Annotated in this window: 15 protein-coding genes; 8 read left to right on the top strand and 7 right to left on the bottom strand. The window is 60.5% G+C overall.

Annotated features, from left to right (window positions below):
• The first annotated feature begins 48 nt into the window (after positions 1 to 48).
• The 7 genes from ACODR9_RS07480 (at position 49) to rraA (ending at position 6,822) form a co-directional block, all read left to right on the top strand.
• Positions 49 to 600 (top strand): hypothetical protein, encoded by a 552-nt coding sequence (locus ACODR9_RS07480; RefSeq protein WP_488808541.1) that lies wholly within the window; start codon positions 49 to 51, stop codon positions 598 to 600.
• Positions 597 to 1,175 carry an electron transport complex subunit RsxB gene (gene rsxB, locus ACODR9_RS07485; protein ID WP_488808542.1) on the top strand — a complete coding sequence of 193 codons (579 nt, stop codon included), beginning with the start codon at positions 597 to 599 and terminating at the stop codon, positions 1,173 to 1,175. The genes ACODR9_RS07480 and rsxB overlap by 4 nt, the downstream gene beginning before the upstream one ends.
• Positions 1,172 to 3,166, top strand: a complete 1,995-nt coding sequence (locus tag ACODR9_RS07490) for a 4Fe-4S dicluster domain-containing protein (protein ID WP_488808543.1) — start codon at positions 1,172 to 1,174, stop codon at positions 3,164 to 3,166. The genes rsxB and ACODR9_RS07490 overlap by 4 nt, the downstream gene beginning before the upstream one ends.
• The gene (locus ACODR9_RS07495; RefSeq protein ID WP_488808545.1) at positions 3,163 to 3,930 is read left to right on the top strand and encodes an RnfABCDGE type electron transport complex subunit D; all 768 of its coding nucleotides are present in this window, start codon (positions 3,163 to 3,165) and stop codon (positions 3,928 to 3,930) included. Before ACODR9_RS07490 ends, ACODR9_RS07495 begins: the two co-directional genes overlap by 4 nt.
• A 110-nt stretch (positions 3,931 to 4,040) precedes the next feature.
• Positions 4,041 to 4,673 (top strand): endonuclease III, encoded by a 633-nt coding sequence (gene nth / locus ACODR9_RS07500; RefSeq protein WP_488808546.1) that lies wholly within the window; start codon positions 4,041 to 4,043, stop codon positions 4,671 to 4,673.
• A 99-nt stretch (positions 4,674 to 4,772) separates the two neighbouring features.
• Complete coding sequence (locus ACODR9_RS07505) at positions 4,773 to 6,251, top strand: DegQ family serine endoprotease (protein ID WP_488808547.1); 1,479 nt, start codon at positions 4,773 to 4,775, stop codon at positions 6,249 to 6,251.
• Between the two features lie 91 nt (positions 6,252 to 6,342).
• The gene (rraA, locus tag ACODR9_RS07510) at positions 6,343 to 6,822 is read left to right on the top strand and encodes a ribonuclease E activity regulator RraA (protein WP_488808548.1); all 480 of its coding nucleotides are present in this window, start codon (positions 6,343 to 6,345) and stop codon (positions 6,820 to 6,822) included.
• Positions 6,823 to 6,830: 8 nt separating this feature from the next.
• Here rraA and ACODR9_RS07515 read toward each other — a convergent pair whose 3' ends face one another.
• From ACODR9_RS07515 to pcnB, 7 genes are all read right to left on the bottom strand, one after another.
• A complete protein-coding gene (locus ACODR9_RS07515) occupies positions 6,831 to 7,244 on the bottom strand; it encodes a GFA family protein (RefSeq protein ID WP_488808549.1) in 414 nt (137 codons plus the stop codon).
• Between the two features lie 160 nt (positions 7,245 to 7,404).
• Entirely contained in the window at positions 7,405 to 7,785 is a 381-nt protein-coding gene (panD, locus tag ACODR9_RS07520) for an aspartate 1-decarboxylase (protein ID WP_488808550.1), read from the bottom strand.
• A 24-nt stretch (positions 7,786 to 7,809) separates the two neighbouring features.
• The gene (panC, locus tag ACODR9_RS07525; protein WP_488808552.1) at positions 7,810 to 8,643 is read right to left on the bottom strand and encodes a pantoate--beta-alanine ligase; all 834 of its coding nucleotides are present in this window, start codon (positions 8,641 to 8,643) and stop codon (positions 7,810 to 7,812) included.
• Positions 8,644 to 8,660: 17 nt separating this feature from the next.
• On the bottom strand, positions 8,661 to 9,452 hold the full coding sequence (panB, locus tag ACODR9_RS07530; protein WP_488808553.1) for a 3-methyl-2-oxobutanoate hydroxymethyltransferase: 792 nt from the start codon (positions 9,450 to 9,452) through the stop codon (positions 8,661 to 8,663).
• 48 nt (positions 9,453 to 9,500) lie between these two features.
• Entirely contained in the window at positions 9,501 to 10,142 is a 642-nt protein-coding gene (locus tag ACODR9_RS07535) for a deoxynucleoside kinase (RefSeq protein WP_488808554.1), read from the bottom strand.
• Between the two features lie 22 nt (positions 10,143 to 10,164).
• Positions 10,165 to 10,644 (bottom strand): 2-amino-4-hydroxy-6-hydroxymethyldihydropteridine diphosphokinase, encoded by a 480-nt coding sequence (folK, locus tag ACODR9_RS07540; protein ID WP_488808555.1) that lies wholly within the window; start codon positions 10,642 to 10,644, stop codon positions 10,165 to 10,167.
• Entirely contained in the window at positions 10,641 to 12,002 is a 1,362-nt protein-coding gene (pcnB, locus tag ACODR9_RS07545; protein WP_488808556.1) for a polynucleotide adenylyltransferase PcnB, read from the bottom strand. Before pcnB ends, folK begins: the two co-directional genes overlap by 4 nt.
• A 208-nt stretch (positions 12,003 to 12,210) precedes the next feature.
• Between pcnB and ACODR9_RS07550 the strand changes: the two genes are divergently transcribed.
• Positions 12,211 to 12,948, top strand: coding sequence for a hypothetical protein (locus ACODR9_RS07550; protein ID WP_488808557.1), 738 nt, complete (start codon positions 12,211 to 12,213; stop codon positions 12,946 to 12,948).
• Positions 12,949 to 12,968: the final 20 nt, after the last annotated feature.

Genomic DNA, 12,968 nt, shown 5'->3' on the forward strand with positions numbered 1-12,968 from the left:
CACGAAACCCGGATAATTTTGCGGTTTTGCTTTCCGGGTTTTCCAGCCATGAATTTTGGGCTTTATCTGCCACTACTGGTCGCACTGGCCTTTTGCCAGCATCTCAGCCAGCGGCAGGCCAATGATGCTGGCCGTCTGCTGCTCAGAGCAGCCGCCACCGGACTGGCCTGTCTGATCAGCCTGCTGCTGACTACCATCCTGCTAGCCATGGCTGGCCAGCTAAACGGCAGCAGTCACGCTCTGTGGCCCGCACTGCTGGTCGGCACAGTCTGCCCGCTACTGCTAAATGCACTCCTGCTGCACGTTGCGGCGGCACAGACACGCTGGCTCGGCCTGCGCTGGTACTGGTTGTGGCTGGATAATCTGCTGCTGGGCCTGCCCATGTTCTGCTCTGCCACCCCTTCCGCTACGCTGGCGGCCGGCCTGCTTCCCCTATTGCCGGTGCTACTGTTCAGCCTGTTGCTGGCACAGTTTGCCACCCTGCCGCAACGCTTGGCGCGCTGCCATCTGCCAGCAGCGCTGCGTGGCCAGCCTGCCTTGCTGGCATGTGCGTTGCTGCTGGCACTGGCCCTGCACCGCCTTGGAGCCCAACTGTCATGAGTATTGCCATCCAGTTCATCCTGCTGTTACTGGCCGGCATCCTGCTGCTGCGCCTGTTGCGTCATCTTGCCGCCCATCAACAACCCGCCGTTGACGATCGACGCCCGCTGGCTGAACGCATCGATGCCATCCTGCCGCAAACCCAGTGCGGCCAATGCGGCCATGCCGGCTGCCAACCCTATGCCGATGCCCTGGCCAAGGGGGAAGACCGCATCAACCGTTGCCCACCGGGCGGCGAGGAAGGCATCCACAAACTGGCCGCACTGCTGCAGGTGGACTATCTGCCATTTGCCGCCGATACCCCGGCCGGCAAACCCAAGGCCATCGCCCTGATTGATGAAAGCACCTGTATCGGCTGTACCCTGTGCATCCAGGCCTGTCCGGTTGATGCCATTCTGGGGTCGGCCAAACAGATGCATACCGTACTGGCGGATGAGTGCACCGGCTGTGAACTCTGCCTGGCTCCCTGTCCGGTGGACTGCATCAGCATGCGCCCTGCCACGCCGCCGACAGACTGGCGCTGGGGCTACCCGGTGATTGCCATCAAGGCAGTAAAGAGCGAGGCCACACGATGAGGCGCTTTGTCTCCTGGTCAGGCGGCTTCAGACTGCCCCTGCCGACAGCAGATCATCCCCCTGCTCCGCTGCGCACCCTGCCGCTTCCTTCGCAGCTGGTGCTGGCGCTGCAAGACAGCCAGCCCTGCGTAAGCATTGGCCAGCAAGTACTGAAATACCAGCGGCTGGCCGATGCCGATAGTGAATACGGCATCGCCCTGCATGCGCCAACATCTGGCCGTATTGTTGCCATCCGCCAGCAAGTGCAGGCCCTGCCCGGCACACCGCTGGCCAACAGCCTGATACTGGAAGCAGACGGCCTCGACACCGCGTTGCCACTGCACCCGGCCTCCCCGGCACCGCTGACCCGGCTCGACCTTGCCCTGCAACTGCAGGAAATGGGGGTTACCGGCAGCCACGGTCCACTGCTGCCACTGGAATGGGCCACGCAACAGCAAGCTCTACCCTTGCTGATTATCAATGCCGTCGAAGACGAACCCGGACTGGCTGCCATCAGCGCACTGCTGAGCGAACAGGCAGACGCTGTGGTGGCGGCCATTGCCATGCTGGAACAGGTATTGCAGCCCGCACGCACGGTCATTGCCATCCAGCAACAACAGCATGCTGCCCTCAAAGCCATGCACACCGCCGTGGCCGGGCGCCACTGGCAGATCGCCACCATAACTGCCCCCTACCCGGCAGCAGATGAAGCAACCCTGCGCACCCTGCTGGCCCAACCGGAAGAAGCCCGTCTGAGCCTGTGCCTGCCAGTAGATGCCGTTGCCGCCGCCGGTGCCGCCATTCTGCAAGGACAGCCCTGTATCAGCCGCATTGTCAGCATAAGCGGCAAGCTGGCGCGGCCAGGCAATGTACAGGCATTGCTGGGTACCCCGCTCAGCCATGTCATGGACAATGCCGGCGCAGCTATCGGCCAGGACATCGGCCACGGCGGCAGCTTGCGTGCTTACACCCTGCCTGCCGACCAGGCCAATGCGCTTGGCCTGCACTGGCATAGCAACTGCCTGCAAGCCATCGCACCGGCAACGGCAGCCTCAGTTCAAGACTGCGTCCGTTGTGGCGATTGCGCACGCATCTGCCCCAATCAACTGCAGCCGCAGGAACTCTACTGGCACTGCAGCCAGCAGGACACGGCACAAGCACTGACATGGGGACTGACAGATTGCAGCCTGTGTGGTTTATGCAGCGCAGTCTGCCCCAGTCAACTGCCGTTACTGGCGCAATTCCGCCGCAGCGCCCAGCAATATCGCAGCGCACAGCAGCAGCAACAGGTGGCAGACCAAGCCAGGCTGCGGCATCGTTTTCGTCAGCTCCGTCTGCAACGGGACAAACAAGAAAAAGCCCAGCGACTGGCAGAACGGGCGGCAGAACAGGCAGCAAAGCGCGAGCAGGCAGCCAGTACGCCACAAGGAGCCGCCAAGGCCACCACCGCTACCGCAGATAAACAGGCAGCCATCGCCGCCGCCATGGCACGGGCCGCGCAGCGCAACAGCCAGCATCAGGAAAAGCAAGCCACCAGCCATAGTGACGACAACATGGCGGATGCACGCGCCGCTGCCATGGCGGCCAGCCGTCAGGCCGCCATTGATGCGGCCATGGCACGTGCCGCCGCCCGCAAGGCAGCGCAGGATGCCGCCAAGGCGGCCAGTGCGGATACCCAGCAACCGCCTGCGACAGCCAACGCCATTAACGACAAACAAGCCCTGATTGCCGCCGCCATGCAACGTGCTGCCGCGCAGAAGTCAGCGCAGGCCGCCAGCGCCCCCACCAGCATGGATACGGACAAGCAAGCCCTGATCGCCGCCGCCATGCAGCGGGCCGCCGCGCAGAAGTCAGCACAGACTGCCAGCGCACCCACCAGCATGGATGCGGACAAGCAAGCCCTGATCGCCGCCGCCATGCAGTGTGCTGCCGCGCAGAAAGCAGCGCAGCAGGCGGGGCGACAAGACAACACCGCCCCGACCGACAAGCCAAACGGCCCGGAGAACACATGATGTCCACCACGATACGTCTTGCACCGATCCAGGCCAGCCGCCAGCGTCAGGCGCTGCTGGCCTTGCTGCCGGGCCTACTGGTTTGGCTGGCCCAGCATGGCGGACCGGCACTGTTCAGCCTGCTGCTAGCCCTGTCCTGCAGCCTGCTAGGGGAAATGGCCTGTCTCTACCTGCGCAAACAGACCGTCGCCCAAGCCTGGCAGCAAGCAAGCAGCCTGCTAAGCGCAGTACTGCTCAGCCTGCTATTGCCAGCGACCAGCTCTCCGGTGGTGTTGATCGCGGCCTGCCTGGCAGCCGTTCTGCTGCGCCAGTTAAGCAACGGCCCCTTCCATCCGGTCACGGTCAGCCTGCTTCTGCTGGCACCGTGGTTGCCGACCGCGCTGCCGGTTACCAATCTGCCGCTGTCACTAGCCTTGCTGTTGGGCTGCCTATGGCTGGCTTGGCGACATCTGCTGGCCTGGCAGGCAGCGACAGGCCTGGTGCTGATCCTGCTGCTCAGCCTGCCGCTGGGAACCGGCTGGATGTTGCTGCAGCCTGCATTGTGGCTGCTGAGCGGCTGGGTGATGACGGATGGCAACAGTAGCCCCATTACCCCGCGTGGCAGACTGCTGCATGGTGTGGCTGCGGGGCTGCTCTGCGGTGGTCTGAGCCTGCAAGGCGGCTGGATAGACATCGGCGGCGTGCTGGCAGCCAGCCTGATCTTGCTTAGTGCGTGTGCACCGTTGCTGGACTGGCTGCTGCTGTCTCCTCCATCCCGCACGTAGAAACCGCAGACTGCGCGGGCTTGGCCAGGACTGCGCTACAATAGCAGGCCTGCCCGCCACTCTCTGTGCACCGGCAGCCCAAGTACCAAACCCGCCCCAGGCCGACCAACATGAATGCCACCAAGCGCTACGAAATCTTCCGCCGCCTGCGCGAGCACACGCCCAAGCCCACGACGGAACTGGAATACCGCACGCCGTTCGAGCTGCTGATTGCCGTCTTGCTGTCGGCCCAGGCAACCGATGTCAGTGTCAACAAAGCCACCCGCCCGCTATATGCGGTGGCCAATACCCCGGCGGCCATGCTGGCGCTGGGCGAGGAAACCCTGGCCGATTACATCAAGACCATCGGCCTGTACCGTACCAAAGCCAAGAATGTCATCGCCACCTGTCGTTTATTGCTGGAAAAGCATGGTGGCGAAGTACCCGATGACCGCGCAGCACTGGAAGCCCTGCCCGGCGTTGGCCGCAAAACCGCCAATGTGGTGCTCAACACGGCCTTCGGCCACCCTACCATTGCCGTGGATACCCATATTTTCCGCGTATCCAACCGCACCCGGCTGGCACCTGGCAAGGACGTGCGAGAGGTTGAAGACAAACTGGTGCGTTACGTACCGGCTGAATTCAAGGTAGACGCCCACCACTGGCTGATCCTGCTTGGCCGCTATGTATGCAAGGCACGCAAGCCGGAATGCCATCGTTGCGTCATTGCCGACCTATGTGAATATCCGGCAAAACCGGTATGATTGAATCATTGTGGCCTGCTGCAGTCTGGCCTTAGTTCCCTGGAAATACAGCGAATCGCCCCGATATCGGTCTGAAAGCTTCCCCGAAAGGATAATTCTGTGACTCCGTATCTTCGCCCCATTGTCGGCGCCCTTCTGGCTGCGTCGTTGCTCTCGGGTTGCGACAAGATCGAAAGCCTGTTCCACAAGCAGAGCCAGCCGGCCCCGGTGGCCGTGCCTGCGCAGTCGGACGGGCGTGTCGCCATGTTGCTGCCTGACTTTACCCAACTGGTCGAACGTGACGGCCCGGCAGTGGTAAACATTCAGGCCAACCGCACAGAGGCAGCACCACAGCAAAGTGAATTGCCCTTCCCGGTACCGGAAGACGACCCGCTATTCGACTTTTTCAAGCGCTTCATTCCCAACCAGCCCAACCAGCAAGACCAGACACCGGAAGAAAGCGTGTCCTATGGTTCCGGCTTCATCATCAGCGATGACGGCTACATCATGACCAATGCCCACGTGGTGAGCGGCGGCAGCCAGATAAAGGTGATGCTGACCGACAAGCGCGAGCTGAAAGCACGACTGGTCGGCCTGGACAAACGTACCGACGTGGCCCTGCTGAAGGTGGATGCCTCCAGCCTGCCGGTGGTCAAGGTGGGCAGCCCGTCCCAGTTGAAGGTGGGCGAATGGGTAGCCGCTATTGGCGCACCCTTCGGCTTTGAAAACACCGTGACCGCAGGCATTGTGTCGGCCAAGGGTCGCAGTCTGCCTGATGAAAACTACGTTCCCTTCATCCAGACCGACGTGGCCATCAACCCCGGCAATTCTGGCGGACCGCTGTTCAACCTGCGTGGCGAAGTCGTTGGCATCAATTCGCAGATATACAGCCGCTCCGGTGGCTTCATGGGTATTTCCTTTGCCATCCCGATTGATCTGGCCATGAGTGTAGCCGAGCAGATCAAGGCCAAGGGCAAGGTCAGCCGTGGTCAGCTAGGCATCAATATTCAGGAGGTTTCGCAGGAGCTGGCACAGTCCTTCGGCCTGCCCCGCCCGAGTGGTGCGCTGGTCGTGCGGGTAGATCCGCAAGGTCCGGCCGGCAAGGCCGGTCTGCAGACCGGGGACATCATCCTGAAAATGGATGACCGCAATATCGAAAGCTCCAAAGACCTGCCGATGATGGTTGGCTCACTGCAACCAGGTGCCAAAGTAAAGCTGTCGGTATGGCGCAAGGGCGAAGAGAAAACCATTCAGGCCACACTGGGCGAACTGGCACCGGAAGTCAGCCCCCAGGCCAAACAGCAGGATGAGGCCGCGCCGCAGAACTACCAGTTCGGCAAACTGGGGCTGACCGTCACCGAACTGACCGCGCGCCAGCGTACCGAACTGGGCCTGAATGGCGGCCTGCTGGTGCAGAAGGCGCAAGGTGCAGCGGCGCGTTCCGGCCTGCAACATGGTGATGTGATCATGGGCCTGAACCAGAACGAGATCACCACGGTGAAGAGTTTCGAGAGCGCACTGTCCAGCGCACATGGCAAGATAGCCTTGCTGGTTCGGCGTCAGGACAACACGCTGTTTGTCCCGCTCCGCCTCGATTGATCATGCCGACAAGCCGCCGCAAGGCGGCTTTTTCATGGCTGCCGACAGCGCTGCCGACTTCCAATAAACCAGCAAAAGCAAAGGAGAGAAAATGAGTTTTCTGACAACCGATTTGTGTGATGCCAACGAAGGCCAGGTGCGTGTGGTCGACCCCATGTTCCAGCGCTATGGCAACCATGCCCGCTTTGCCGGCCAGATCGCCACCCTTAAGCTGTTTGAAGACAACACCCTGGTACGCGAAACCCTGGCTCAGGACGGCCATGGCAAGGTGCTGGTGGTGGATGGTGGCGGTTCGCTGCGTTGCGCCCTGCTGGGTGACCAGATTGGCGACCTGGCGGTGGCCAATCACTGGGAAGGAGTGGTGATTTACGGCTGCATCCGGGATTCGGTGGCACTGAACGCGCTGCCACTGGGCATCCGCGCACTCAATACCCATCCGTTGAAATCGGTAAAGCGCGGCGAAGGCCAGCGCGACCTGCCGGTAAGCTTTGGCGGTGTCACCTTTACACCGGGTGAATGGCTGTATGCCGATGAAGACGGTGTGATTGTGTCATCCAAAGCCCTGCTGTAAGCAGGCAGTCAGACGCCATCATGGCTGCGGGGATGCACCGGCAACGCGGCTTGCTCGGCCGGCTCCCCCCAGCCCAGATGCTCCTGCCACCAGGTATGGAATTCCGGCACCAGTTGTTCCGGTACATCCAGCGTGGCTGCCGTGATGTCGATATCGTCCGGGTCCGACTCATGCTGGTAGCTTAAGGTGGCACCGCAATGCGGGCAAAAGCCGCGCTGCACCGCCGTTGATGAGTGATAGTACACCGGCTTTTCACTCAGCCATTCCAGCTCGATCAGGCGTACGGTAAACCAGGTAAGAAATGCAGCACCGCTGGCTTTGCGACAACTGACGCAATGGCAGTGTGTGACATGAAAAGGCTGGCCATGCACGCGGTAGCGTACCGCGCCACACAGGCAACCGCCAAGCAGTATGCTGTTCATGTCGATCTCCTGAATGTGGGGGCGGCATGCAGCCCAGCCGGTCAGACTGGTGCGAATGATTTTTTAAGAACTATAGACAGTGATAAGCAATATTACCAAATTCATCCCAGCCATCAAAAAACGATGCCGCAGCATCGTTTTTTGAGGAGACTACCCGCACTCAGGCCGGCTGGGTTGGTGTCTTGTTATCCAGCGCCGTCATCTGGTTGTTCTCATCCACAAACACCAGCTTGGGCTGGTGATTGACCAGTTCGGCATCTTCATACTGGGCAAAGGAGGCGATGATCAGCAAGTCGCCCGGCGCGGCGCGGCGCGCAGCCGAACCATTCACCGAGATGACACCGGAACCGCGCTCAGCCTTGATGGCATAGGTGGCAAAGCGCTCGCCATTGTTGACGTTCCAGATCTGCACTTCCTCGTATTCACGGATATCGGCAGCTTCCAGCAGGTTTTCGTCGATGGCACAAGAGCCGATGTAGTGCAGCTCAGCATGCGTGGTGGTAACGCGGTGCAGCTTGGACTTGAGCATGATACGTTGCATGGTTCTGGTCTTTCCTTACCCGGCTTAGCGGGACACTTCCACATTATCGATCAGACGGGTACGCCCCAGACGGGCCGCCGCCAGCACCACCAGGCGCTTTTCGCCGGCATGGGCAATTTCCAGCGTGTCAGCCTGGCGTACCTCGACATAATCCACCGTCCAGCCCGCCTGTTGCAGATCAGCACTGGTTTTGGCTTCCAACGCCGCATAGTCGCTATCCCCGGCCTGCAGCGCATCACGCATGGCGGACAGATTGCGGTACAGGCGCGGTGCCTCGGCACGTTCTTCTGCCGTCAGGTAGCCATTGCGCGAAGACAGTGCCAGGCCGTCTTCGGCACGACCGGTATCCACCGGAACGATGGCAACCGGAATGTTCAGATCGTCCACCATGGCCTTGATCACATGCAGTTGCTGGAAGTCCTTCTTGCCAAAACAGGCCACATCCGGCTGCACAATATTGAACAGTTTGCTCACCACCGTCGCTACACCACGGAAGTGGCCGGGGCGGAAGGCTCCGCACAGTTCGTTCTGGATGTGCGGCGGCTCCACGTTGAAATCCTGCTTCACACGCGGGTACAGCTCCTGCTCGGTGGGGAAGAACAGTGCATCCACACCGGCGGCTTCCAGCTTGGCGCAGTCGGAGTCGAAAGTACGCGGATAGGCGTCAAAATCCTCGCCCTGACCAAACTGCAAGCGGTTGACAAAAATGCTGACCACCACCTTGTCGGCATGTTCATGCGCGGCGGTAACCAGCGCAAGGTGACCCTCGTGCAGATTACCCATGGTGGGAATAAAGGCCAGCTTACCGGCCTGGCGACGCCATGCACGCATGGCTGCCACGCTGCGGATGATTTCCATTTCCTTACCCTTTTGGCTTAGAAGGTATGTTCGGCAGACGGGAACGTTCCTGCCTTGACTGCCTTGACGTAGGCTTCGACCGCACCCTGGATGCTGCCGGCCTCATTCATGAAATTCTTGACGAAACGGGCTTTCTTGCCCGGATACACGCCGAGGATGTCGTGCAGAACCAGCACTTGGCCGCTGACATCGGCACCGGCACCAATGCCAATGGTGGGCACGGCAACCGCTTCGGTCACGCGGGCGGCCAGTTCGGCGGGTACACATTCCATCAGCACCAGGCTGGCACCGGCATCGGCCAGTTTGCGGGCATCATCCAGCAGACGCTCGGCATCGCTCTGGGTTTTACCTTGCACGCGGTAGCCGCCAAAGGTGTTGACGAACTGTGGGGTGAGGCCAATGTGCGAGCAGACCGGAATGCCGCGCTCCACCAGGAAGCGCGTGGTTTCGGCCATAAAGCCGCCACCTTCAAGCTTCACCATGTGGGCACCAGCCTGCATCAGGCGGGCGGCACTGGCAAACGCCTGTTGCGGACTTTCCTGATAGCTGCCAAACGGCAGGTCGCTCAGAACCATGGCATCGCCGGCACCCGCAGCAACGCAACGGGTGTGGTAGACCATTTCTTCCATGGTCACCGGCAGGGTGGAATCACGATTCTGGATCACCATGCCCAGAGAATCGCCCACCAGCAGAATCTCTACCCCGGCCTGATCAAGGAGGGTGGAAAAGCTTGCGTCATAGCTGGTGAGCATGACGATCTTCTGGCCTTCGGCGGCCATCTTCTGCAGGGTGTTGACGGTAATTTTCATACCTGTACTTCCTCGGTGTGGTCGGGAAATGCAAGGCGTCACTTGTATTCAGACGCTCTTGTTGAAATAGCTGCGCTGTCCGCGCATCTCGCTGATGCAGCGCAACAATAGCTCGAAATCCTCGTTACCATCAACCAACTCCAGATGGTCGGTATTGACGATCAGCAAGGGTGCTGCTTCGTACTGATGGAAAAATTCGCTGTACGCGGCATGCACGCGCTTGAGGTAGCCAGCGGGGAAATCCTGTTCCAGCTGGCTGGCACGGGCGGCGCTGCGATCCAGCAATACCTGCTCCGAGGCTTGCAGGTAAATCACCAGATCCGGCACCGGATATTGTGACAATAATTGCTGCGCCAGACGTTGATACAAGGCCAGCTCCTGTTCGTCCAGATTTACCTTGGCAAACAGCGCGTCCTTTTCAAACAGAAAGTCGGACACCACCGGGCTGGCCAGGGTGTCGCCCAGCAACATGCCACGCGCCATATCGGCGCGCTGCATCAGAAAGGACAACTGGGTGGCCAGGCCGTGAGAGGCGACATTGCGATAGAAACGGGGCAGGAAGGGATTGGCCGCAGGATCCTCTGCCAGCAACTGTACGCCCCAGTAGCTGGCCAGTCGGCGCGCCAGTGCCGATTTACCCGAGCCAATCGGGCCTTCTACCACCACATAACGTAAATGGCTGTGACTCATTTTTGCTCCTTGAGCTGACTGGCTACACCAGCTTGTGCACACCGCTGCAGTCGAGCTTGGCGGCAATGGCATCAGCCGGGCCATGCGCCCCCACCTGCTGCTCAGGGGCTATTTCTGCCAACGGTACCATGACAAAGGCGCGCAGGTGCATGCGCGGATGCGGTAACAACAGTCGCGGGTCGTCCAGTACGGTGTCTTGATACAACAGGATGTCCAGATCCAGCACCCTTGGCGCATTGCGGAAGCTGCGCTCGCGGCCAAAACCGGCTTCAATCTGCATCAGGGCATCCAGCAGCTGATGCGGCGTCAATGCGGTATCCAGCAGCACCACGGCATTGATGAAGTCGGGCTGGTCCAGATACCCCACCGGCGTGGTGAGATAAAGAGAAGAGTGCGCAAGCACAGTGGTGCCAGCCAGATTGGCAAGGGCCGCAAGTGCGGCCCTGATCTGCTCCGCCGGCTGCTCCAGATTGCTACCTAGAGCGACGTAGGCCAGGCTCACTCAGCCTCTCCTCCCGGACCGGCCTCAGTGCGACGGCGGTTGCTGGTGCGACGACGACGGCGCTTCTTGGCCGGTTCGTCCGCACCGCTGTTCTTGGCTTCATTGATCAAGGCTTCACGCTCGGCCTGATCGCCACGCTGGAAGGCTTCCCACCACTCCACCAGACTGGCGGGCAGCTCACCTGCTTCGGCACGCAAGGCCATGAAGTCAAAGGCGGCACGGAAACGCGGCTGTTCCAGGAAGCGGTAAGGACGTGCACCGCTGCGGCTGTCGAAACGGCCCTGCAGTGTCCAGATTTCACGCATGGTCACGCCAAAACGGCGCGGAATGGCAAAGTCGTTGTCCTGCTCGTTTTCCACGTCTGCAATAGCCATTTGCAAGGCCTGCAAGGATTTTTCGCCGGCAGCGATATGCTGCTGCCAATGCTGGTTTACCTGCTGCCACAGCAAGGTAGCCAGCAGGAAGCCCACCGAAACCGGCTTTTCCGCCCGGATACGGGCATCCGTGCTTTGCAAGCCCAATTGCAGGAACAAATCGTCGCCATCATCCCCCATCACCGCGTCCAACAGCGGGAACACCCCGCGCGACAGGCCTTCCTCGCGCAGCTTTTTCAGGCAGGCATAGGCGTGGCCGGACATCAGCAATTTGAGCATTTCGTCAAACAGACGCGCCGGTGGTTCCTTCTTCAGCAGATGGGCATGGGCGTGAATCGGCTTGCGGGTGTCGTCGTCAATCTCGAAACCCAGCTTGGCCGCCAGACGCACCGCACGCAGCATGCGTACCGGGTCTTCCTGATAACGCCGTGCCGGCTGGCCAATCATCACCAGCTTCTTGGCCTTCAGGTCTTTCACCCCGTGGTGATAGTCGATGATGGACTCGTCGGACGGATCAAAGAACAGCGCATTGACGGTGAAGTCACGTCGGTGGGCGTCTTCTTCCTGACTGCCAAACGTATTGTCGGCCATGATGCGGCCAGATTCGTTCTGGTCGTCAATGCCGCCACCACGGAAGGTCGTCACCTCAATGGTTTCCGGCCCCACCATCACGTGCACGATGCGGAAGCGTCGGCCAATGATGCGCGAGCGGCGAAACAGATGATGCACCTGTTCCGGCGTGGCATTGGTGGCAATGTCAAAATCTTTGGGTGCCACATCCAGCAACAGGTCGCGCACGGCTCCCCCTACCACGAAGGCAGAGAAACCGGCTTCCTGTAAACGGGAAGTCACCTTGAGCGCAGCAGTGCTGAGCTGATCGCGGCGTACGCCATGCTGGGATAGCGGAATCACGCGTGGTTTGCTACGGCGTTTGCCCATGCCAGACGGCAGCTCCAGTACTTTACGGATAAGCTTGCGGATCATTTAGAGGAATAAGGACGTGGAATGAAGGGATTCGCAAGAAAGGAATTCAAGCGGCAGATTATAGCCTGAATCTTCTGACAAGATATACCGCTCTGGCCCATTTAATCCCGGTAGCCAATAGGGAAGCCGCTTTGTCGTGATTGCCCGCCACCGACAGCAAGCCTAGAATCGCACTCCATCTGCCGCCTTTTCTGTGTAAAGACCGCCCGTGATTCCCTTACTCGCCCTGGATATCCAGACCCTGCCCGATGTCGCCGGCATCCGTACGCTGTACCAGCTGGATGACGAAATCAGCGATGCCGATGTTGTCTACTTTGCCCTGCAGCGCAGCCGGGCCAGCCGGGCGGATGAATTCATGCCCTATCATCTGCACCGCATTATCGGCATTCACGCCGTGCTGCACATTCGCCAAGAGGTGGAACTGCATTGCTCGGCAGTCGGGCAGGATGAGGCATCCATGTTGCAGACACTGTCTGCCCTGCTTAATGAGCACACGCCACAAATTGTCAGCTGGCATGGTTCCCAGTTGATGTTACCGGTTTTGCGCCATCGCGCCATGCTGCATGGCATTGCCTTTCCCGGTGGGGCCAACGGTTTGTTTGGCCAGACGCTGGAGCTGAGCCGCCTGCTGTGCCAGAACGCCCAGCCTGGCTGTGTGCCGCAACAGGAAATGGCCGGTTTGTGCGGCCTGCCACGCATCCCCGAGCACGACGCCCCGCAATCCTGGGCGGCAGCGGCTGCCGGCAAGCTGCCTTCCCTGCTGGCCTGCAGCGCCCAGCGCGCAGCCTGCCACTACCTGATGTGGCTGCGGCTGGCGGTGCTGCAAGGTCAGATCTCCGCTCTCACCCGCAGCCAGCACGAGCAGAAACTGGCCCAATTGCTGGGTCAACAAGGCGAGGAATGGCAGGATTTCCTGCAACAGTGGCCAGCATGCAACAGGGCTTGACAGGCTTTTCTGACGGGAAT

The sequence above is a fragment of the Aquitalea sp. FG25 genome, assembly GCF_057809375.1.